The sequence below is a fragment of the Pyrobaculum neutrophilum V24Sta genome, assembly GCF_000019805.1.
In the GTDB taxonomy this organism is placed as follows: domain Archaea; phylum Thermoproteota; class Thermoprotei; order Thermoproteales; family Thermoproteaceae; genus Pyrobaculum; species Pyrobaculum neutrophilum.
Map to the genome: position 1 here is coordinate 817,378 of NC_010525.1, position 20,722 is coordinate 838,099.

23 protein-coding genes and 1 pseudogene are annotated in these 20,722 nt (G+C 63.9%); 16 read left to right on the plus strand and 8 right to left on the minus strand.

Translation table 11 applies throughout. From position 1 onward, the window contains the following. Positions 1 to 23 precede the first annotated feature (23 nt). The 6 genes from TNEU_RS04620 to TNEU_RS04645 are packed head-to-tail and all read left to right on the plus strand — an operon-like array spanning position 24 to position 4,092. Positions 24 to 926: an NAD-dependent epimerase/dehydratase family protein gene (locus tag TNEU_RS04620; protein WP_012350278.1), complete on the plus strand. Its 903-nt coding sequence runs from the start codon at positions 24 to 26 to the stop codon at positions 924 to 926. A 22-nt stretch (positions 927 to 948) separates the two neighbouring features. After that, positions 949 to 1,230, plus strand: a complete 282-nt coding sequence (locus TNEU_RS04625) for a hypothetical protein (protein WP_012350279.1) — start codon at positions 949 to 951, stop codon at positions 1,228 to 1,230. A gap of 57 nt (positions 1,231 to 1,287) precedes the next feature. After that, positions 1,288 to 1,863, plus strand: a complete 576-nt coding sequence (locus TNEU_RS04630; RefSeq protein ID WP_012350280.1) for a hypothetical protein — start codon at positions 1,288 to 1,290, stop codon at positions 1,861 to 1,863. A 29-nt stretch (positions 1,864 to 1,892) separates the two neighbouring features. Then, positions 1,893 to 2,864, plus strand: coding sequence for an SPFH domain-containing protein (locus tag TNEU_RS04635; RefSeq protein ID WP_012350281.1), 972 nt, complete (start codon positions 1,893 to 1,895; stop codon positions 2,862 to 2,864). Then, a complete protein-coding gene (locus TNEU_RS04640) occupies positions 2,861 to 3,157 on the plus strand; it encodes a hypothetical protein (RefSeq protein ID WP_012350282.1) in 297 nt (98 codons plus the stop codon). Before TNEU_RS04635 ends, TNEU_RS04640 begins: the two co-directional genes overlap by 4 nt. Next, positions 3,154 to 4,092, plus strand: coding sequence for a DUF1152 domain-containing protein (locus tag TNEU_RS04645; RefSeq protein WP_012350283.1), 939 nt, complete (start codon positions 3,154 to 3,156; stop codon positions 4,090 to 4,092). The genes TNEU_RS04640 and TNEU_RS04645 overlap by 4 nt, the downstream gene beginning before the upstream one ends. Here the strand turns inward: TNEU_RS04645 and TNEU_RS04650 are convergent. The 3 genes from TNEU_RS04650 to TNEU_RS04660 are packed head-to-tail and all read right to left on the minus strand — an operon-like array spanning position 4,082 to position 6,770. Beyond that, complete coding sequence (locus tag TNEU_RS04650) at positions 4,082 to 4,882, minus strand: hypothetical protein (protein ID WP_012350284.1); 801 nt, start codon at positions 4,880 to 4,882, stop codon at positions 4,082 to 4,084. The two genes, TNEU_RS04645 and TNEU_RS04650, sit on opposite strands and share 11 nt — an antisense overlap. A gap of 50 nt (positions 4,883 to 4,932) precedes the next feature. Continuing rightward, positions 4,933 to 5,775 carry a TFIIB-type zinc ribbon-containing protein gene (locus TNEU_RS04655; RefSeq protein WP_012350285.1) on the minus strand — a complete coding sequence of 281 codons (843 nt, stop codon included), beginning with the start codon at positions 5,773 to 5,775 and terminating at the stop codon, positions 4,933 to 4,935. Next, positions 5,772 to 6,770 carry a zinc ribbon domain-containing protein gene (locus tag TNEU_RS04660; protein WP_012350286.1) on the minus strand — a complete coding sequence of 333 codons (999 nt, stop codon included), beginning with the start codon at positions 6,768 to 6,770 and terminating at the stop codon, positions 5,772 to 5,774. The genes TNEU_RS04655 and TNEU_RS04660 overlap by 4 nt, the downstream gene beginning before the upstream one ends. Before the next feature lie 52 nt (positions 6,771 to 6,822). Here TNEU_RS04660 and TNEU_RS04665 point away from each other — a divergent pair, with 52 nt between their 5' ends. Further along, positions 6,823 to 7,761 (plus strand): pyridoxal phosphate-dependent aminotransferase, encoded by a 939-nt coding sequence (locus tag TNEU_RS04665; RefSeq protein ID WP_012350287.1) that lies wholly within the window; start codon positions 6,823 to 6,825, stop codon positions 7,759 to 7,761. A 137-nt stretch (positions 7,762 to 7,898) separates the two neighbouring features. Then, positions 7,899 to 8,528 (plus strand): RNA 2'-phosphotransferase, encoded by a 630-nt coding sequence (locus tag TNEU_RS04670; RefSeq protein WP_012350288.1) that lies wholly within the window; start codon positions 7,899 to 7,901, stop codon positions 8,526 to 8,528. A gap of 68 nt (positions 8,529 to 8,596) precedes the next feature. On the opposite strand, the gene TNEU_RS04675 is transcribed toward TNEU_RS04670, so the two are convergent. Further along, positions 8,597 to 9,652 (minus strand): hypothetical protein, encoded by a 1,056-nt coding sequence (locus tag TNEU_RS04675; protein WP_012350289.1) that lies wholly within the window; start codon positions 9,650 to 9,652, stop codon positions 8,597 to 8,599. Between the two features lie 83 nt (positions 9,653 to 9,735). Between TNEU_RS04675 and TNEU_RS04680 the strand changes: the two genes are divergently transcribed. From TNEU_RS04680 to TNEU_RS04690, 3 genes are all read left to right on the plus strand, one after another. Beyond that, the gene (locus TNEU_RS04680) at positions 9,736 to 10,608 is read left to right on the plus strand and encodes a helix-turn-helix transcriptional regulator (RefSeq protein WP_012350290.1); all 873 of its coding nucleotides are present in this window, start codon (positions 9,736 to 9,738) and stop codon (positions 10,606 to 10,608) included. Continuing rightward, positions 10,608 to 11,525: an MBL fold metallo-hydrolase gene (locus tag TNEU_RS04685; protein ID WP_012350291.1), complete on the plus strand. Its 918-nt coding sequence runs from the start codon at positions 10,608 to 10,610 to the stop codon at positions 11,523 to 11,525. The genes TNEU_RS04680 and TNEU_RS04685 overlap by 1 nt, the downstream gene beginning before the upstream one ends. A 210-nt stretch (positions 11,526 to 11,735) precedes the next feature. Beyond that, positions 11,736 to 11,969 carry a hypothetical protein gene (locus tag TNEU_RS04690; RefSeq protein ID WP_012350292.1) on the plus strand — a complete coding sequence of 78 codons (234 nt, stop codon included), beginning with the start codon at positions 11,736 to 11,738 and terminating at the stop codon, positions 11,967 to 11,969. Here TNEU_RS04690 and TNEU_RS04695 read toward each other — a convergent pair. Next, complete coding sequence (locus TNEU_RS04695; RefSeq protein ID WP_012350293.1) at positions 11,941 to 14,013, minus strand: COG1361 family protein; 2,073 nt, start codon at positions 14,011 to 14,013, stop codon at positions 11,941 to 11,943. The genes TNEU_RS04690 and TNEU_RS04695 overlap by 29 nt on opposite strands. Before the next feature lie 80 nt (positions 14,014 to 14,093). Here TNEU_RS04695 and TNEU_RS04700 point away from each other — a divergent pair, with 80 nt between their 5' ends. From TNEU_RS04700 to TNEU_RS04715, 4 genes are all read left to right on the plus strand, one after another. After that, positions 14,094 to 15,287 carry an ABC transporter permease gene (locus TNEU_RS04700; RefSeq protein ID WP_148682351.1) on the plus strand — a complete coding sequence of 398 codons (1,194 nt, stop codon included), beginning with the start codon at positions 14,094 to 14,096 and terminating at the stop codon, positions 15,285 to 15,287. Next, positions 15,287 to 15,814: a hypothetical protein gene (locus tag TNEU_RS04705; RefSeq protein ID WP_012350295.1), complete on the plus strand. Its 528-nt coding sequence runs from the start codon at positions 15,287 to 15,289 to the stop codon at positions 15,812 to 15,814. Before TNEU_RS04700 ends, TNEU_RS04705 begins: the two co-directional genes overlap by 1 nt. Further along, entirely contained in the window at positions 15,781 to 16,038 is a 258-nt protein-coding gene (gene sso10a / locus TNEU_RS04710) for an Sso10a family chromatin protein (RefSeq protein WP_012350296.1), read from the plus strand. Before TNEU_RS04705 ends, sso10a begins: the two co-directional genes overlap by 34 nt. A 339-nt stretch (positions 16,039 to 16,377) precedes the next feature. Further along, complete coding sequence (locus tag TNEU_RS04715) at positions 16,378 to 16,941, plus strand: hypothetical protein (protein WP_012350297.1); 564 nt, start codon at positions 16,378 to 16,380, stop codon at positions 16,939 to 16,941. A gap of 22 nt (positions 16,942 to 16,963) precedes the next feature. Here the strand turns inward: TNEU_RS04715 and TNEU_RS04720 are convergent. Continuing rightward, a pseudogene (locus TNEU_RS04720) lies at positions 16,964 to 17,964 on the minus strand (zinc ribbon domain-containing protein); the annotation flags it as partial. 252 nt (positions 17,965 to 18,216) lie between these two features. On the opposite strand from TNEU_RS04720, the gene TNEU_RS10250 reads away from it, so the two are divergent. Next, on the plus strand, positions 18,217 to 18,357 hold the full coding sequence (locus TNEU_RS10250) for a hypothetical protein (RefSeq protein ID WP_187146746.1): 141 nt from the start codon (positions 18,217 to 18,219) through the stop codon (positions 18,355 to 18,357). Positions 18,358 to 19,061: 704 nt separating this feature from the next. On the opposite strand, the gene TNEU_RS04725 is transcribed toward TNEU_RS10250, so the two are convergent. Further along, a complete protein-coding gene (locus tag TNEU_RS04725; RefSeq protein WP_012350299.1) occupies positions 19,062 to 19,271 on the minus strand; it encodes a hypothetical protein in 210 nt (69 codons plus the stop codon). A 21-nt stretch (positions 19,272 to 19,292) separates the two neighbouring features. Continuing rightward, complete coding sequence (locus tag TNEU_RS04730) at positions 19,293 to 20,711, minus strand: ABC transporter substrate-binding protein (RefSeq protein WP_012350300.1); 1,419 nt, start codon at positions 20,709 to 20,711, stop codon at positions 19,293 to 19,295. Between the last annotated feature and the right edge of the window lie 11 nt (positions 20,712 to 20,722).

The following is a 20,722-nucleotide window of genomic DNA, read 5'->3' on the forward strand; positions in this document are numbered from 1 at the left end:
TAAATCTATTTCCACGTATCGACATGCGGATCTTGCTCTTCGGCGGCTTGGGCTTCATAGGGGCGAACCTAGCCGAGGCGCTGTCGGAGCACGAGCTGTACGTAGCCCACAGGCCCGGGTCGCCCCAGGCCAAGCCCCGCCTAGCCCGCTTCGTGGCCCGCTACGCCACCCTCCTGGAGTATAGGGACCCAGCGACGGCTCTGGAGAGGGCTAGCCCCCACGTCGTGATAAACCTCGTGGGGGAGTACTTCGGCGGGCCCCAAGAGCTGTGGCGGGCAAACGCCGAGTTCCCCCGCCTCCTCTGCGACGCCGCGAGGAGGGCGGGTTGGCGCGGCAAGGTGGTCCACTTCTCCGCCGCCACCGTCAGAGGGCCCGTGGGGGCGGTAATAGAGGAGGAGGAGCCCCACCTACACGGCGTGGCCCCGGACAACGACTTCGACAGGTCGAAGGCGGCCGGCGAGGAGGCCGTCGCCCGTTGCTTCGACGACTGGGTGATCATCCGCCCCGTCTTGGTATACGGCAGGTTCAACACCCACCCCGAGTGGCTGACCCTCACCCGGCTAGTTGAAAGGGGCTTCGCCCCCATGCTGAAGGCGAGGGTGTCCGCGATATCCGCCAGAGAGCTCGCCAAGGTCGTGAAGGCGTCTCTGGCCTTGACCCGGCAACACCTCTTCGCCACCGAGTGCCACCCCCGGCCCCTCTCGGACTTCGTAAAAGCCATAGCTAAGGCCCTGGGGAAGCGCCCGCTACCCATCCCCGTCCCCGTAGCCCTACTGCGCCTGGCGGCGCCCCCGGACCTCAGAAGACACCTTCCCTACCTAGACAAGGCCTTCAGTTGCGGAAAAATGAGGCGTCTACTCGGCATAGAGCCCAGACCCGACTTCGAGGCCGAGGTGAAGGAGATGGTAGAAAGCATCAAAACTTAAAACGAAGTTGGTAGTACATGTCATGGAACATCGCGTGGTCTTCATATTCAGGAAGTGTCCGCCCAGCCACCTCCTCAAGCTTAGGTGGTGGGGATACGACGTCGCCTCTCTGGAGGCGTGCCCAGACGTGGAGACGGTCTCCGACCTGGGGCGGTACATAAGGGGTAGGTTCGTGATTGTCGTGGGAGATAGGGAGCTCGCCGAGGAGTTGGGGGTGGCCTACGCCGCTGTGGAGGAGGTGGAGAGGTTCCTCGCCTGGCTCTCAAGGGAGCTCCCGCCGGCCTTTAAGCCGTATCTTCAGTAGCGCCCAAGCGGCCGACGCGTAGGCCGAACCTTTTTATAGAGGTGGGGCGTAGGAGGCGTGAGTTTTGAGAAAAACCTCCTGGAGAGGATCGCCTCCTATATACCGGGCTACGTGGGGTATAAGGAGAAGGAGGTGAGGAGGGAGACAGACGCCCTTGTTAGACGGCACGTCGCGTCTATACTGTCCGCCGCCGCGGCGCAGCTGACGCTGAGCCCCACGGAGGCTAGGGCCGTGGCGGCGAACCCAGAGGCGAGGTTCCTCTGGGACTCCGTGAAGGCGGCTCTCGACAAAGTGGCCCAGAAGATAGACAAGGCGCAACACGGCTACTCCGGCTTCTTCGACCTGGCCAAGGTGGACGAGTCCGTCCTCGAGGAGGTCTACAGACACGACCTAGCTCTCGTGGAGACGGCGAAGAGGGTGGCCGAGGCCGCCTCCTCCCTAAAGGCTCTGAGGCCGCTCTCCCAGGAGTGGCTCGACGCGCTTAGGCAGATCCTCGCCCAGCTCCAGAGCCTCGACTCGGCGGTGGACGAGCGCAGTAGGATACTCGACGCCATAAAGACGCCGCCGCAGCCCCAGTGGGAGTCCGGCGGGAGGAAGAGGGGGCTCCTCGATAGACTTCTCGGCAGGGGCTAAGTATATATACAAGCGCGCCGGACGGGGCGATGCCGCAGGTCATACAGTGGGTCAGCCCCAAGGAGGGGGAGATCATCTGGAGGTACCCCGTGGACAGGATCGAGTGGGGGGCCCAGCTCATCGTCGAGGAGTGGCAGGCGGCTGTCTTCATGCGGGACGGCAAGGTCTACGACGTGTTTAGGGCCGGGAGACACACCTTGACCACCCTCAACCTGCCCCTCCTCACCCAAGCCCTGAGTAGGATCGCCGGCTTCGACAAATCGCCTTTTGTGGCCGTCGTCATATACGTCTCGCTGAAGCAACACCAGCTCCCCTTCGGCGGGCGGGGGCAGACGGCGGAGCTCGCCCCCATACAGTTCTACGGCTCCGCGTGGTTCCGCGTCGCCGACCCGGCCCTCTTTGTGACCCAGGTGGTGGGGGGCCAGAACATATACACCACGGAGGACCTCCAGAGGTTCCTCAGAGGCTACTTCAACGAGCTTCTAATGGCCGAGCTCTCCCGCCAGTCCATATTCACCATATACGGCAACCTCGACCAGGTAAGCTTCATCGCTAAAAACGCCATAGACCCCCACTTCAGGAGGCTGGGCCTGGAGCTGGTAGACGTCAGGTTCGAAGGCCTAGACGTGACCGACCAGGTGTGGAGAGACCGCCTCTTCTTCATCAGAGCCACCGGGGTTAACCCCGCCGAGTATCTGAGGATGGAGACCGTGCAGAAGGCCGCGGCGGAGTTGGGCAAAAGCCCCGGGGCGGCCGCCGGGACGGGCATAGTCCTCATACCGCCCCTCCTCTGGCCTCAGCAACAAGCCGCGCCGCCGCCCCAGCCGGCGCAGCCCGCCGCTCAGCAGGGCGTGGTCTGCCCCCAGTGTGGATACGTCAACCCGCCGGGGGCTAAATACTGCATAAACTGCGGCTATATGCTGGGCAAGAGGTGCCCCCAGTGCGGCTTCGTGAACCCGCCCGACGCCAAGTTCTGCATGAACTGCGGAGCCAAGCTATGACCCCGGGCGAGAGGGCAGCCGCCCTCGCGGCCCTCGCCCTCGGCCTCTACCTAATAGCGGCGTCGCTCGGCGCCGCCCCCCTTTCGTTAAACGCGGCTGTGGGCATCCCCCTGGCCGTCTTCGGCGCCGCCTACGCAGCGCTTGGGGGAACTAGGGAGGCTCTGCTGTGGGGCGGCGTGTTGACCATAGCGGGCGTCTCGACAGCGGCGGGAGGCGCGGCGCCTCCCCTGCTGGTGGCCGGCGTCGCCCTGGTCTTCGTCTCACTCTTCGCCCTGCTGGCGGGCAGAAGATGACCCTCTACCTCGCCATCGGCGGCGGGGGAGACGTGGTGATGGCGGCGGCGCTTGCCGGCGACAACCCCGTCGGCCAGATACCCTGGGAGAGATACGTGGTTGACCCCACGCCGGGCCCGGTACCCCCCGAGGCGCTGAGAGGCGTGGAGGAGCTGGGCGGCGGGCTCTACCTGGCCACGGCCGGTAGCTACGTGGAGAGGGGTGGGAGAAGGTTCAAGACACAGGGCATGTGCGCCGCCGAGGTCCTGGGGAAGCCCATATACATCGTGGACCCCTACAGAAGGCCGTCGGAGCTTGCTAAAGCCCTGGCGCGGTTCGGCGGGGTGGTGGGGGTAGACGTGGGCGGGGACGTGCTGGGAATCGGCTGCGAGGAGTCGCTGGGGAGCCCGCTGGCCGACGCCTACGGCCTCGCCGTGTTGGCCAAGCTGGCAGAGGGCGGGGCCTACGCGGAGTTGCTCGTCATGTCTCCCGGCGCAGACGGCGAGTTAGACAGGCGGTACATAATGGAGAGGGCGGCCGAGGTGGCCAAGATGGGCGGCCTCCTCGGGGTGACCGGCATATCGAGGGGGCAGGCCGAGGTGCTCGCCGGGCTCGTGGAGCGGTGCGTCACGGAGGCCTCCGCCGTGGCTCTAAAGGCGCTCCGGGGGGAACACGGCCCGGCGCCGCTGAGAGGCGGCTTGAGGAGGGTGGAGGTGGACATCTGCGCCGCCGTGGGGCTCCGGCTTGAGCCGAGGGTCCTCCTCAAGCTGAACAAGGCCGCCTGGACGATATACGAGAGGGACCTCCCCATAGACAAGGCGGCGGACGTCCTCCTGGAGGAGGGCATCCCCACGGAGCTACACCTCGAGAGACTTCTGGCGGCCGGCTATGACCCCAGGAGGGCCGTGGAGGAGCTGAGGAGGCGGAAGAGGTGCCTGCCGGCGGCTAGGCCTTAGCCGGCGCGGCGGCCTTGGCCTCCGCCAGCACACGCCTGTATCTCTCCCCGTCAAACGGGCCGGCGGAGACGGCGGCGGATTCCACAGACACCGCCACAGTTAGGCGTTGCCCGTAGACTGTCACGTTTAGATAGGCCGTCCCCACGCTCTTGAGCGCCACGCCGTTGACCTCGCACCTCCTCACGGTGTATGTCCCAGTGCCGTTGCCCCCCAAGTCGCCCAACAGCTGGGCCACCTGCCCCTGGGTGAGGCGGCCGCTCTCCTCCACCTCTACGCCGGTGTACCCCAACGCGGAGCACGGCCCCAGCGACCTGGCGGAGGCCACCTCCCCCCTCAGGAGGTAGAGAGAGGAGCTGTTCGCCGGCTTCATCTCGCCTTGGCACTGCCCCCCTGCGCAGGTCACGACGTAGGCAGTGCGGCCCTCCGTGGCGGCCTTGTACTCAACCCTCAGGGGCCCCCGCGGCGGGACGGAGACGTAAAAAACGCCGAAGCTGTAGTTCCCAAGCGGGCCCGCCCCCTCCACAGACCACCCCCTCATCGACACAGACACGCCGCCGATAGACACCGTCACCGACACGGTGTAGTTCACCTCGTAGTTCCCCCCTCCGAAGGGCAACCGCGGCGTTGTGGCAGAGGCCCCGGCCGCCGCCGTCGTGGAGACGCCGGCTTCCGCGGCAGGCCCGCCTCCGCCGGGGGCGAGGCTCCGCGCGGCGCTCTGCGCGGTGTATAGGAAGTAGAGCGCCGCCCCCACTATTAGGACGGCCAACACCAGATACGCGACCTTGCCCATGGAGCTACCCCAGGCCCAATATATAAGGGTTGCCGCCCGATGCGCCGGCGCTACAGCCTCGCGCCCCCCTCGTACCTCCCCCTCCTCGCGGCGGCGAAGGCCGTAAGCCTAAGCAGAGCCCCGAGGCCCGCCAACCCCCCGCCCGCGGCCCCGCTGGAGGGCGGTAGCCCCAGCGCGAAGGCTGCCAGCGCGCCTACCGCCGCCGCCCCCAAAGCCGCGGCTACCCCCAGCGCGAGACCCTCCGCCCTCCCCCTCCTGGAGAGGGGGTACTCCAGCCTGAGGAGGGAGCCATCCGCGCCGTCTACCAAAGCGCCGTAGCTCCTACCCCCGTACTGGTAGGTCAAGGCCCAGAAGGGGTAGTACACGATCCCCTCGAAGCTCCACTCAACCTGCACCCTCGTCTTAAACACAGAGGCGTAGGTCCTCGCCTCCTCCACCACCTCCTCCAGGGATCTAAAAGCCGCCTCGGGCTCTAGATCTGGCTGGTGGAAGACGCCCACCCTCTCGAGGGACGGCTTGAAGGGGGTCCTCCACCTGGCTGGGAAGGAGTAGCCGCTGGGCAGCTCAAAAGGCGGCTTCGACATGGCGAGGGCTGCTGCGTAGGTCTCCAGCTCCGGGAGAGGCTCAAAGACGACGTGGTAGAGGTAGAGGGGGAGGAAGTGGAGCTCGGCCCCCGTCGGCGAAGCCGCGGGGAGATCCTCCGGCGCCCCCACGGGCCGGAAGCCCAGCGCGGTGCGGAAGGCCGCGGTTTTGTCCACAGACGGCTTGAAGATGTAGACCCTCTCGTAGGTCCTCCCCTCGCTCACCACCGTCCCGCAGTAGGGGCAGACGTAGAACCTCCTCCCCGGGGGGGCCTCGTACCTTGCCCCGCAGTAGGGGCACTGTACAATCATTTCTCCACCCTGCGGCTCCTGAGGAGGCCCCCAGCCGCCATGTAGGAGAGGGCGCCGCCCGCCGCCACCACGGCGGCTCCCACATAGGGGTCAACCCCCAGCGCCGCGTAGCCGAGCCCCCCGGCGAGGCCGCCTGCGGCGGCCGCCGCCAGCAGGCTCGCCGCCTTGTGCTCGGCGAAGACGGGCTCCTCAGCCAGCACAACCTCGCCGTCCCAACCCGCTATGTAGTAGCGGAAGCTGGAGCCGCGGTAGAAATACGGCATAACCCACAGCGGGAGGTAGGTCAGGGGGGAGGCCGCAAGCCTCTCCACCTCGTAGTCCACCGTCTTATCCCTTACGCGGGCCGCCGCCGTGAACACGCCGACGGCCGCCCTGGCCCTCTCCTCGGCGTCTCGGTCGACGGCGGCGAGGAGCCGGGGGATGAGGGCTCTAACCGCCTTGGCCTTAGCCCGCTCCGCCGTAAACTCGCCGGCCATGAAGGCAGAGGCCTGGCCCCCCGAGGCGACCTCTGCGAGGGGCCTGGGCTCAGGCCCAGTCTTGAAGAAGTGGCTTGTAAGTCTGTCTATGGAGAGGCCCCAGGCGGCCCTCCTCGCCAAGACGGCCACCACGTCTGCAAGAGCCACCCTGCCCCCAACCCTCACCACCCTAGTGACGGTCTCAGCCCGCGGCTGCCCCCTCACATACACCGTCTTGGTGTAGGTCACCACCACGGTCGCTTGATAAACCGCGGATAGCCTGGCGTCTACGAGGTAGAAGGGGAGGTAGTAGAGATCCGGGCTCGCGAAGTTGATCTCTGAGATCCTCCACCTGAGGCTGAGGTCGCGCCGCGTCCTCTCGACGGCCCTCTTCACCACCTCGGAGGCCGGGAGGGTGGGGACGGCCAGGACGTCCCGGGGCTCCCCGGCGAGGAAGTTGGCCCTCCCGCAGTATCTACACACCACGACGACTGAGTCGGGGGTTACGTCTAGGGGGGCCCCGCAGTAGCTACACCTCACGCCGTAGCCCAGACGCAACTTAATAAATGTACAACGCCGCGCCTCCGTGGAGATGTTCAAGTGGATTAGGGAGAGGCCCGCGGAGTACGACCTCGCCAGCAGCGGCGTGGCGAAGATAGAGGTCGAGCCGGCGGACGAGCCCCCCGTGGGGGAGATCCTCACGTCGCTCTACAGGATATCCCCCCGGGAGCTCGCCCTCACGGCGGGCGCCCAGGAGGGTCTCTTCCTCGCCTTCCACGCGGTGAGGCCGAAGGCCGTGGTCACGGTGGCCCCCGAGTACGAGCCGATATGGAGGCTACCCGGCGCCATGGGGGTGAGGCACGTGGAGGTTAGAGACGTCTGGGAGGCCCCCCTCGGGCCGGAGACAGCACTCGTCTTCTCAAACCCCAACAACCCCACGGGGAGGTTCCTTGGCCGGGGGGAGCTCCGGGAGCTCGCCGACGAGGCCAGGAGGCGGGGCGCCGTCCTCATAGTGGACATCATATTCTCCGACTTCGTCACAGACGACCTCGGAGGCCTCCCTCTGGAGAACGCCGTCTACGTCCACAGCACGGACAAGTTCTACACAAGCGACTACAGACTCGGCTGGGCCTTCGGCGACTCCCGCATCGTGGAGAAGATACGCGCCCTCAAGGACTTGGCAAACCCGGGCCCCCGCGACCTGGAGAAGAGAGCCGCGGCGGCGCTCCTGTCCAGGAGGGAGGAGGTCAAGAGGAGGAACCTCGCCGTGATAGACAAAAACGCGGCGGCGCTGCTCTCCGCGTTTCCAAACGCCATCTACAACCCCCACATGCCCATAGCCCTAGTGGAGGTGGGATGCGACGACGTCGCCTTCGCCGAGGGGCTCCTAAAACGGGGGGTCAAGGTCATGCCCGGGACCTTCATGAAGGCACCCCGCGCGGTGAGAGTGGGGCTCGGCGTAGAGCCCCCACCCCGCTTCACCCAGGCGCTGGGGATCCTAGGCGAAGCCGCTGGCAACTGCCGCACATAGCCCGCACGCGGCGCCACGCCGGCGGCCCGCCGGAGCTGGCCAAACGAGGGCCCCTCGGCGCCCCTCTGGGGCCGAGGCGGCCCCCAGACGCGCCGCCTGCCGACAGCACAGATTAAAAACCTGGAGGGGGCAACTCCGTGCGCGACATCAGGCGGTGCCCCGTGTGTGGAGCCTACGTAGAGGTGGAAGTCCACTGCGGGGCGCCGACGGCGGCTGTCTTAGACGGCGCCACACGCCTCAAGATCTCTAAACTCCTATCCCTCGCCCTACGCCACAGCCCCCGCGTCCTGGGCATAGAGCTGGACGGGGAGGGCTGGGCGGACCTGAACGCGCTGGCGGAGGGCATGCGGAGAGCCGGACTCCCCGCGAGCCCACAGGTGCTGAAGGCCGTGGCCCAACTAGACGACAAAGGCCGCTTCGAGATCAGAGGCGGCCGGGTGAGGGCGCGCTACGGCCACACCATAAAGGTACACATCAGATACGAGGTCGACTCAGACACGCCGCTCCTCTACCACGGAACCGCAATACACGTCCTGCCCTCCATCCTAAGCCAGGGCATCCTCCCCATGAGGAGGCTCTACGTCCACCTGGCCGTGGACGTGGAGACGGCTTGTCTCAACGCGAGAAGAAGACAAAACCCGGCGGTGGTGGAGGTCGACGCAGACTGCGTCCGGAAGAGCGGCAACCCCATCTACAAAGCCGCAGAAAAAATAAGGCTCACCCCCCACGTGCCACCCACCTGCGTGAGGAGGTGGACCACATGCTAACTAAGAACCTCCCACGAGCCGCCGGTTCTCCTTGGAAAAAGGAGAAGGAGTTGAAAAAGGCGTTTTGTTTATCTGCCTTTCCAGCCTCCGCTACCCTGTCCGCTTCCAGAGCCTCCGCCGGATCCTTGACCGCCGCTCCAGCCTCCGCTACCCGACCAGCTCCCCTGCCCGCTTCCGCCGCCACTGCCCTGTCCACCCATGCCGCCGCTCCAGCTTACCTGACCGCCGCCTCCGCCGGCACCGCTTCCTCTCCCTTCGCCGGAGGCGCCTCCGCCGGCAGCGCCCTTCGCCCGCGACATAATGTCATCTATTACCTTGTACCGCTCGGACCACTTGTGGGCCGCGATTGCCCTGACCGCGTCTCCCCTCATTTCGGGGGGTAGCGTCTTCAGTACTGTGAGTAGTGAGATGGTTTCGTTGATTAGATGGGCGCGGAGGGCCACGACTTGCGCCAGCTGGGCTAGCTTCAGCTTTTCGAAGTGCTCCTGTAGCTCCCTCGCCCTAGCCAGGACCCGCTCCAGGTGGTCGATGGCCTCTTCCAGGCCTCTATCTGTGAGGTTAACTCTTCCGGCCACGTATGCCGTGGCGTTGCCGTACATATATACCTCGCGGAGTAGCCTCAGCCTTTCGATGTTTCTATCCACCGCCTCCACGGCGGCGCGGGAGGCGTTTACCCGGCCCAGCAACGCCCTAACCCGCATCAGAGCCCTGAGGCCCCCCTCCGTGGCGTTTTCTATGTCGGCGGAGGCGTTTATGTTCGCATAGACCCGATCCACGGTTCTGTTCAAGTGCTTGCCCAGCTCCTTAATCGCGGCTAGCCTGATCTCCCTAATCTGTTGAAACACCGCCTTGGGGTCCGACACATTTAGCATCTTCAGCTCCCCCACGCCGATCATGGGAAGCGGCTGCGCAGTAGGCGCCGTAACTACATAAGTCTTGTTCAACTGGGCGAGCAGGGCGTCGCACTGCGGTAGCGTGAAGTTCGCCCCGGTGGTATTTATATATAGCTCTATAGCTTTACATTTCAACCATAGGTGGAAGTCCGCGGTTGCGTTTACCGAGGCCGCCTGGGCCAGGGCGGCCAGCGCCGCCAGCGCTATTACCGGGATAACCTTCCTTTCCATGGCCCACCTGGAATAGGGGGGATAAATAGTCCCGCCGCGGAACCACGTGCGGAACGTTAAAATAGACAGGCGGAACAGCCGCCGTGTTGGTGATATTGAACCTCACCGCGCCCCCGGTCCTCATACTCCTGCTCCCAGCCGCCATGTTTGGAAACTACACGCTTCCCGCTCCTCCCGCCTCCGACGTGGCGGCCTTTTCGCCAAGCGGCGCCGTCCTGCCCACCTGGGTAGTCGGCGGCAACCTGTACATACTCCAGGGCGGAGACCCCGCCGTAGCTATATACGTCCCCAGGTTTGAAAACTCCAGCGGTGTGTATAAAGTAAGCCTAGGCGGAGGCGACGTCGTAATCCAAGCGCCCCCCGGGGTAATGATACAAGACATAAACCCGCTACCTAGGCAGACGAAGCTGAACAAGACAGGCCTATACCTCTACCTCACAGGCCCCGCCACAGTCACATACTACTTCTTCAAGGTAGAGATAAAGCCGCCTCCGACCCAGCCCCCCGCCACGACGCAAACTGCGCCGAAGGCCACGGCGCCTCCCACAGCCACTCCGACGGCTACGCCGACAGCCACCCCGGCCACCACGTCCGCGCCTCAGCCGACCCCCACGGCTACTCCCACGCCGCCTTCTGGAGCCGGGGCGCAGACTCAATGGCTAGTCGGCGCGGCCGTCGCGGCTGTGGCGGCTGTGGCGGTTGCGGCGTATCTGTTGGCTAGGAGGAGGGGCGGCGGCGGGGGCGACTGCGGCGATCTACACGAGACGGATGTAGCCATCCTCAGGGAGCTTGAGAAGAGGGGCGGTTCCGCGGACAGGGGCGAGCTCCAGGAGGCCCTCGGCCTTCCGAAGACCACCCTCCACAGGCACCTCCACAAGCTCTCCAAATACGGCTTCGTGAGGCTGGTGCAGGTGGGAGGGTCCCAGAGGGTCGAGCTGGTTAGGGGCTGTAGGTGATGGATTTTTCCCCGGTGGGAGAGGAGTCCCTCGGGGTTAGGTCGATGTGTTTCTACGTCGAGACCCGCGACGTTAGGATACTCTTCGACGCGGGGGTGTCCCTAGCGCCGAGGCGCTTCGGGCTGCCGCCGCACCCCCGGGAGCTGGAGAGGGCCCGGGCTGTGAGGGCGGAGATACTGCGGCTTGCGGAGGCCGCAGACGTGGTCACAGTCAGCCACTACCACCGAGACCACTTCACCCCCTGGTACCCCAGCGTCTACATGGCCACAGACGGCGAGATGTACAAGAGGGTGTACGGGGGGAAGAGGGTCCTCCTGAAGAGCCCCCAGGACCTGAACTGGTCCCAGAGGAGGAGGCACTACGGCCTATCCAAGGCCCTACGGGAGGCGGGGGCGGAGGCGGTTTACGCAGACGGAGGCGAGTGGGCCTTCGGGGGGACGAGGGTCGCCGCCTCCCCGCCCCTCTGGCACGGCCCCGCCGGGTCGAAGACGGGGCGCGTCCTCGGCTTCGCCGTCAGCGATGGGGAGGAGAGGCTCGTGTTTCTCCCAGACGTGGAGGGGCCTCTGGAGCCGGAGCCCATCGCCTTCGCCAGGGGGGCGAGGCCCACCGTGGTCGTCGTCGGGGGACCGCCCACCTACCTCGGCTGGGATCTCGAGAAGGCGGTTAAAAACCTGGCGGAGCTCGTGGAGCTGAGGCCCCACACCCTAGTCCTCGCCCACCACCTCCTCCGGGACGTTCAGTGGAGGGAGAAGGTGGCGCCCCTTTTTGAGCTGGCCGAGAGGAGGGGGGTGGTGGTGGCCACCTACGCCAGCCTCGCCGGGAGGCCCGAGGAGCTTCTGGAGGCCAGGAGGAGGGAGCTCTACGCCGAGGAGCCCGCCGCGGTTGCGGAGGCGGGGGAGGGTGAAGAGGAGGACTAGAGTGGGGCGCGGCGGAGGTTGCCGCCGCGGCCTGAAAGGGATTCCGCGGTCTCACATCCCCCGGCGGGGGGCATATAAACCCGTGGAGAAGTTAATTCTAGAGGATCTGTGACTGGCGAGGGCGAGTCCGACCGGTGGCGACGCCGGTTGTACGCGTTAGCTCTTCCAAAACCGACGTAATGCTTAAATATGCCAAAGTTTTCGCATGGCATGTCGCTGTTGTTGCTTTTTAAAGGCGATGTGCCGCAGCATTGGAGGAGCCTAAAGGCGGATGGTCTAGAGGTTAGGGGGCTTGGGGAGGGGTTGCCGCCTCTTGAGGGGAGGTTCGTGGTGGTTGTGGGGGATAGGGAGCTCGCGGAGAGGCTGGGGGTTGCGTATATGGACGAGGCGGAGGCGGAGGACTTCTACAGGTTCCTCATCCAGAGGCTTTCCTCCTCCTCCTGAGGTAGAGGTATCCGACTGCGGCCGCGGCGGCTAGAGCCGCGGTTGCGATGTAGGCGGCCGGCGGCGTTGTCTGCCGCTGTGCGCCGGCTTGAGGGGTCCGCCCGGTGGCGTTGGCCACCGCCACGGTGACGGTGTAGGGGGCCGTGTAGAGGTTGCCGTACTGGTCGGTGTAGCTGACCAGAAGCTGTATTTCGTAGCGGCCGGGGGCCGTGGCGTTGAAGCTGAGGGGTATGGTGGCGGTCTGTTGCGGGTCTAGCTGGCCGGCGAAGTAGATAGGCGCCGTCACCGGCTTGATGCCGCGCGGCGGCTTAGCCTCGACCTGGAGGTTGGTCACCGGGGTGAAGCCTCTGTTGACCACGGTCACAGATATGTAGAAGGTCCTCTTGGCCTCCACCTCCTGGGGGACGACAGCTATGTTGGTGACGTTGACGGCCGGGGTCTGGAGGACCTGGAGGTAGAAGGTGCCCTGGGCCGCGCCGGCGGTCCCCAGCTCTGTGGTGTACACGATGCCGTAGGTGAAGGCCGCCGCTCCTACGTAGGTGGCCGGCGCTATGAAGGAGATGGGCAACTGTACGCTCTCCAGGGGGGCGAGCCTCCCGATCTGGAAGGTGTATGTCGGAGCCAGGACGGCCGACGTCGCCGGCGATATCGTCACCACGGCCTTCTCCACGGCCACGTCTCCGCTGTTGATGACCGTCACGACCACCGTCCTGTTGCCGCCGGATTTGACGAGGGAGGGGCTCGGAACGACGGTAAATATGGAGGATGAGGAGACGGGGAGGCTCACGGTGTACTGATCCACGCCCTGGCTGTGGTATATCGTGACGGCGATGGCGACGGGTTGGCTGGAGAGGGGCGTCACCACTAGGCCGGCCGCCGCCTTGTCCACCCCGCCGAAGGTGTAGGGCATGGGCTTATCCACGGCGGCGTTGGACACGGAGACGGTGGCGTTGAAGGGCCCCGGCGCCGAGACGAGGAGAGTTAGGTTGTTGGCCACGCCCGCGATTAGGCGGGTCGGCCTCACGTCTAGCCTAGAGGCGCCGCCCGCCGCCTGTTGCACGGCGGCTGAGGCCGAGACCTGCTCGGTTTTCGATACGCCTGCGATCTGGTACGTCACCTGCGCCGTGAAGGTGACCACGGGGGAGACGGGGTAGACGTCCAGCGACGCCGAGCCGCGGCCGCCCCTTATCGGGATAGACACGCTTGACTGAGGCGTCACAGCCCCCGACGCCGCCACCACCGCCGTCCCGTCGGCCGGGACGGGCAGAACCACGGTCAGGTTGACGCGGTTGTACCTACTGGCGTAGAGGGCGGCAGAGCTTACGTAGAGGAGGGGCGGCGGGGGCGGCGCGGTGGCCAGCGGCACGGCGTAGGACAGGAGCACGGGGTTCCCCAGCCAGTCCCTTGTCTGTATCGTCGCCTGTAGAAGGGCGCTGGGGCTGTCGGCCACCACGACCACCGGCACAGCCGCCCCCCTCCCGCCTACGACCACGGGGCCGGACGGCGAAACCACCCTGGCCCCCTGCCCCTGGAGCGTTAAGATGCCGGTTAGGGCGTAGGGGCTGGAGACCGTTAGGTTGATCCGGCTTGGGAGGCCCAAGTACGCCACCCCCGCGGCCGTCACGTTGGCCGTAGGGTAGGGCGGTATGTACACCTCGGCGTACTCAACCCTGTCTATCCCCGAGGCAAGGCCCGAGCCGGTTGCCCTATATGTGGCGCGTATCTCCACGTTTACGGGACACGTCACGTTGAGCGCGGAAACCGACGCCTTGAGCGCCACGGACACCACCCCCGGCCCCGCCGACGGGAGCGATGCCGACTCGAGGGGGACGAGGTAGGGGCACCTCGGCGTTAGAGAGACTGAGACGTCTACGTACTGCGCCGAGAGGTAGAAGGAGACGCTCAACACGCCCACGTCGCCGGGGAACTTCGGTAGTTGCGTCCACTTGGCGCCGAGCCAGAGGTAGTCCACAGCGGGGCCCGCCGCCGTCTGGCCCTGGGCGATGAGGGCCAGGGCGGCGGCCAGGAGGATCCTCTTGTCCATAGCCGTGGGGGATACCCCCTATATATACAAAGCTCACGGACTGGTGAGTTAACTTTATTACCTACACTGCTGTGGTGGAAGTGCTTCTGGAGATCCTTAGGCTGTCTTGGCAGGCCCTCTGGGAGAGGAAGGGGAGGACGGTGGGGGCCATCGTCGGCGTCGTCATCGCCTTCTCGGCGCTGAGCTACGCGCTGCTCCTCGGCCAGACCTTTAAGGACTACACCACGCGCTACTTCACCTCCAACTTCCAGACCAACGTGGCGTACGTCACAGGGGCGCTGTTTACAGACGCAGACGTCGGCACGCTGTCGACCATCGAGGGCGTGGAGGCGGCTATCCCCATAGCCAGCGCCAGAGGCGTCGTCAGGATCTCGGGCCAGGCCACGCCTATCCCGGTCACTGTATATGGGGTCGACCCTGCCCTCCTGCGGCTCCTCCTGCCGCCCACCGCCCTCTACGAGGGGGAGATGGTCGTCGGGTCGAGCTTGGTGCTGGCTGGGTACTACGTGGCCTTCGACAGATCCACGGGGGAGCAGAGGATCTCCGTCGGGTCGCCCCTCTCCCTATCCATAGGCAAGAGGTCGATAAACGCCATCGCCTCGGGGATACTCGCCACGGGGGCCCTGGGCTACATAGACACGGCGAGGGGGGTGGTGATGGACATCTCGGCCTTCCGCCAGGCCACCGGCGTGACGACGTACAGCGTTGTGGTGCTCGTCCTCAGAGACCCCTCCCTCGTGGAGCAGGTGGCAAACGACGTGAGAGCCGCCTTCCCCAACGTAGACGTGATATCCCCCCAGGCGGTGCTCCAGACTATAAACAGCTTCTTGACCTCCTTCCAGCTCTTCCTAGGCCTAATAGCGGGCGTGAGCACCGTCATCACAGCCCTCTGGCTCTACGACACCATGTCCATAAGCGTGGTCCAGAAGACCAAGGAGATCGGAGTTCTCAGGGCCCTCGGCTACAAGAGGAGACACGTTCTGGCCATGTTCCTCGGGGAGGCCGCCATAGTCGCCCTCATCGGCGTCGCCATCGGAGCCGCTCTGCTGCTCCCCCTCTCGCAGATGGGGCTGCCCTTCGGCGGCCAGAGCACATCAGCCGCGGCGCCCCGCACGGCCCCCCACCCCACCTTCAACATCTCACACATCGAGGTTGACCCGGCGATCGTCGCCGCCACAGCCGCCCTGGTGGTGGGCATCAACCTCCTGGGGGCCTTCCTCCCCGCCTACAGAGCCAGCAGGATAAACATCGTGGCGGCCCTCCGCTACGAGTAATGCTCTTCCTAGCCGACCTAGCCGCCGCCGCCCTGGCGCTGTATGTCGGCTTCGAGGTCTACAGGGCGTGGAGGTCGCTACGCGACCGGAGGCTCAGCCTGTACTCCCTCGGCATGGCCCTACTCGCCGCCGCCCTCGTGCTGGAGGCCCTCCTGGACATATACCTCGGCCTTTCGAGGGGGCCGGCTAGACACGTGGCTAGGGAGGCCGCCCTCCTGAGGGCCGGCGTCGACGTCCTCCTGCTGGCCGCCTTGGCGTCAATAGCCGCCGCCGTGACCCCAGCCATCTTCTACTCAGCGGCCCTCCTGCTGGGCCCCCTAGACGCCGCCCTCGCCATATACATCGCGGCTGTGATGTTTGTAAAAGCGGCTGAGCGGAGGACGCCGCCGTTTACCCCCCTGGCCTTCGTCGCACTAGCCGCATCCATCGTCCTGCCGCCGCCGGCGGCCCCGCCCCTCAGGCTACTAACCGCCCTCTTCCTCGCGCTGGGGGTATGGCTCGGAAGAGGCGCACAAGGCTTGAGATAATCGCCGACATACTGGCCGTGCTCTCCACGGGCTGCAGACCGCCTACGCGGCTGGCCACCGAGGCCAACCTGGCCTACGACCGGATGGCGAAGATCATGGAGAGCCTAGTCGAGAAGGGCCTCGTAAGAGAAGACGCGGGGGTGTACTGCATCACCCAGGAGGGGCACAGGCTGTTGGAGGCCTACCGTCAGTGGAGAAACTTCCTGGACGCAGTAGGTATCTAGACGTAGGAAAAGATTTTACGAAGCCATCCAGCTCCTCCTCGGTATGGCTCCCCTTTGCGGCTCCCGGTCTCCCCGGGGGAGCACGGGGCCCGCCCGTGGAGACGCCTAGAGTGGTGGTCGTTGAGATGGAGGAAAAAACGGGTTGTTTTGTCCGGAGTAGTTCTGGCGATGTCTAAGACGTCTGGATGCTTCTCTACCAACCGCCACGGTTTTTTCATCAGCGTTCTGTATGATTGGCCCATGTGCGTATGTGGCATGGGAAAGAAAACTAGCTAAAGAGACTCTCTTTCTACTCCCTTGACACACTTGCCTCACGTCGTCGCTGTCAGGCAGTGGCGAATGATCCTGGTCAAGACTGCAACGTATGTCTTTGCCGCGTTGGTTGCTCTATTCAAAAACGAAAGCGGTAGCCACTACCTCGTCTTCATAGACCCAGAGGGGTTAGATATCCACTTCTCCACCATCCAGACCATAGTAGAGGCCACAGGCGGCCAATGCGACCTCCTCATCCTCTTCAACACCTCGTCCATAAACAGAACCATCGGAGGCGAGAGAGAGGACTCCCTCACCAAATTCTTCGGAGGAGAGGAGTGGAGGGGACGCAACGCAGAGGAGCTCCTCGACTTATACAAGGAGAAGCTCAAGCGTCTCTACAGCGACATCCGCGACGCCAAGCCCTATGTAGAAAGCATAGAAATAGATGACCCAGACATCGGGTGGCGCTACGACATGATCCTCCTCACCCGGGAAGGCGATTACACAGACGTCTGGAAAGACCTCAAAGACAGAATAGAAAAACACCGCCCCCAAGACGTAGAAATCGCAAAAAAGACACTAGACGGCCTCCAGACCAGACTCGACAACTGGGCAGGCCCACTACTCCACTACCTAGACACTACGTGACAACTACCTGGAGGAGCCAACAGCGCGACAGGCCATGCCCGTCGTAGAGGTGCTTCCCGTCGCCGCTCTCGCCGCTCTGCTTCCTCGCAATATACGTCTCGTAGTCCATTACGTCCACCACGACGGCGGCCTGGTGCTCTCTCGCCAGCTTTACGATTTCGCTTGCGGTCTGCTCCACAATGCTCCTTATCTTTCTATAACGCTTGGATTTGAGACGGCGCGCTCTACTCTCGAGAAAACTCCTTCTGGCGGGATCCTCCTCACCTGCGGCTCGCCTTTCAAGGTCGCCTATCCTCTCGTGGAGCCTCCTCAACTTTTTAACCGCGCGTCCGTCGGGAAGCCTCATCCGCCTTACGATCTTGCCGTCTACCAGGTGACCCACCATTGTGCCGTGGTCAAGGCGGTTCACGTCGACGGCGATAATTGCTTTGGGCTCCACAGGCGCCACCTCTCTGGCGAAGACAAGGGCGACATATAGCTTACCATAAGTCAGCTCCTTCTTGCCCCTCCGCCTTTCTATGCCTAGGAACGCCAGTTTGAGTTTGGCGCCTTCTTGTAGTCTCTCTCTTATCCAAGCGACGTTGCTCTTCTTTGACTCGACGGCGAAAGGCGATATGCCCAACTTGCGCGCTCTGACTACGCCGCTCTTTAGATCGACGAAGACCGCTCTGCTCATGTCCTTCTCGTCTGACGTCCTAAGTTGGGCGTTTAACGGAACCGACCTGTGGAACACTACATCGCGCCAAAACACTTTGGCTTGATCTGCGAAATACTTCCTAAGACCGTACTTGGGGAACGCCTCCTCGATAATCCGGCGCGCCAGCTCCCTCTTGTCCGGCGTGAGGAGTCTGTCCAGCTCCTCCGCCGTGAGCCTTCATCTTGCCCCGTGATTTCCCTTAACAGTCTTTTGACGTATTCCTCTGCGGCTAAGTGCATTCTTGACACAAGGTCAAGGACGTCTGGGCGTTCCTCGACGAGACGCCATGGGATTCTGATCTTCAGTGTTCGGTAGGCTCGGTCCATATGCGTAAAGGGTGTGGGGAAGAAAAACTAAAGAGTCTCTCTTTCAACTCCAACGTTTCATCTGTCCGTCGGCGCCGACGGGAGGTGTGTGGAGGAGTTGAAATTGGCGTCTGGCGAACATGCCCCGGGCTGTCTGTAAAGCCGGCGGACACGCCCAGGCGCGGCTAGGCCACGCCTGCAACACAGCCGTAGATCAAAGCTGTAAAACTTAAAAAAGGGGATTTCTGGCCTTCATGAGGCTGAGCGTTGGCCATGTCGGCGGTCGCCGCGTCTGTCTTCGGCCAGGTGAACTACTTCATGAACTCCAGGCCGGCGGCGTTCTCACTATTCGACACGCCGCCGGACTTGCAACATAGATACGAACTTATACCCTATGTTACAGGGTTCTGTTAGAAAAAGATATTTTCTAGTGCCTATTATTCTAATTTTATTATTCTATTATATTGGTGATCTTGATATGCTCATGTTTCTGCTTCACACAGCCGTTTTCCTAGCGCTGTATTATGCAGTTCTAGCATACTGCGGACCTAACGGCACTCAGTCAGTATACATGGCTTACGGTTTTGGGAGTGTTTTTGGTGGTCGCGATATCTTCGGTGTATTGTCCATGTCTATATTTTACCTTCTCTCGCTTGGCGAAATCTACTTTTTCAGGCGCGATCTCTGTAGAGCCGCGCGTGAGGTGTAACGCCGTTGCCGCGGGGCTCAACGGAGGCGGCTCCAACGCGGCCTCTTCACAACGGCTCTCCTGACCCACCTGCCTAACAACGACGCCGTCAGGCAGGTGAACCAAGGGGGCAGAAAGGATGCTTCTGTCTTTTCCCCCTCCGCGCCACGTGTGGACATGGGCCAAACCCAATACCTCACGGTAGGACGGTTCATTAAACTGACTGAGACTCTGCGGGAGGAGGGGCTTTCAGATGACTCGCCGACTACGTTTGAGTCTCTGTCTATAGTTGGCGCGGGCGGCGTGTATACGTACTACGACGAACGCTGTGGGGAAAGTAAAGAGAGTTAAATAACCCCCCCCCTTTTCCCACTCTCGCGCTGTTGGAGGCCTACTGCCAGTGGAGAAACTTCCTGGACGCAGTCGGCATCTAGACGTAGGAAAAAAGGAATTTTACGAAGCCATCCAGCTCCTCCTGGGTAAAACAGGCATAGCCGCGTTTGGCCGCCTCCTCGCAGTCGCCGTATATGACCACCACCGCGGACCCCTCCGGTGGGATCCTATCCGAGACCCTGAAGCCGAACCTCTTCAGAGCCTCCACGTAGCGCCTCGGAATTTTGCCGACAAAAACCACGTCCACAATCTACATAAAACACTAGTACTAAAGCTTTACTGTATTTTTTATTTTACGTTTTCTCGATATGTAGAATATAGTTGCCGCAAGCGCCAGCGCAACTGCGGCGGCTACGGCGTAGGGCGCCGGCGTGGGCCTCCGGGGCGGGTTGAGGAGGGACTCCAGCTCGGCCTCCGCCCTCCGGTACCTCTCCCTAGCCGCCTCCCTCCACGCCTGGATCAGCTTATCTCTGTAGGCGGGGTCCCTGGCTACCCTGTCGTTTATCGCCGCTGCCACCTGGTAGGTGAAGGAGGTGGCCTCCCCCGTGGCCGGGTCTGTGTAGTTGAGGGGCGCCGCGATGAGGCGCCACAGCCTCTCGAACTGTTGTCTAGATATCTTGCCCTCGTGGTAGGCCTCCACTGTCTTGCCCCAGACGGAGGCGAGCTGGTCCTGGAGGTCCACCAGGGTGGCCTCGTAGTAGTAGATGAAGGAGTGGTAGTACGACGCGCTTTTCTCGGGCGGCACGGCGAGCACCCTGGAGGCCATGAGCTTCTCCAGGTGGCGCTTCAGCAGGGCGGCCTTCGTCCTGTTCACGTCTGGGGAGTCCAGGAGGGCTAGGTTTCCGGGGAGGATGTACCTATCCACAAGCCTCTTCTCCACCTCCGAGAGGAAGACCCTGGTTAGGACGGCCGCCGCAGTGGCGTTTGCGCCGCGGGGGACCGCGATGGGGTCGAAAAGCACGTCTGTGCCGTCTCTAGGAATGCAGTAGTCGAGCCCCGCGAGGAATACGTAATAATCAACCATGGGGCCGAACAGGGCCTCGCCTCTCCTCACGGCGTCTCTCACGGCGCCGCTGGAGTCGACGAACCTCGCGTGGGCGGCCATAGCCGTGAGGAGCCTCCAGCCCTCGTCCCAGCCGTAGATCTCGGTCACCAGTTGCATCATCGCGGCTGTGGAGGTGGACTTGGTGGGGCGCGCCAGCGCCACCGGCCTCGACCCGGTCTTGATGAAGTACAGGGTTAAGTTCGGCGAGGCGAGGTCCGCCCAGCTACACGCGGGCTCGACGCCGGCCTTGGCGAGAGCCTCGCCGCTGTAGCCGATGACGTACCCAAGCAGGGCGTAGACGACGTAGTACACCCTGCCGTCGGGCCCAACCCTCTTGAGGGGGACGCCCCCAGCCCTCTCGGGCATCTCCCTCAGCTCCGGGACGTCGGGCATAGGCGCTAGGTAGCCCTCCCGCAGCAGGGACTCGTAGAGGAGGGGCGCCCCGGCCCAGAGGAAGTCCACCCCTCCCCTATCTATGAGCCCCCGCCACTGGGTCGGGTCGGCGGGTATCACCCGGACGTCTGGCAGATGCCGCTGGAGAATGGGAAGGGCGGCGTCGATGGAGGCCTGGTCAGCCCTCGTCAAAACGGTTGCGGCGTGGGCCAGGGCGACGGCCGCGATGAGGAGGAGGAGCGCCCTCATGGCGACGTTTC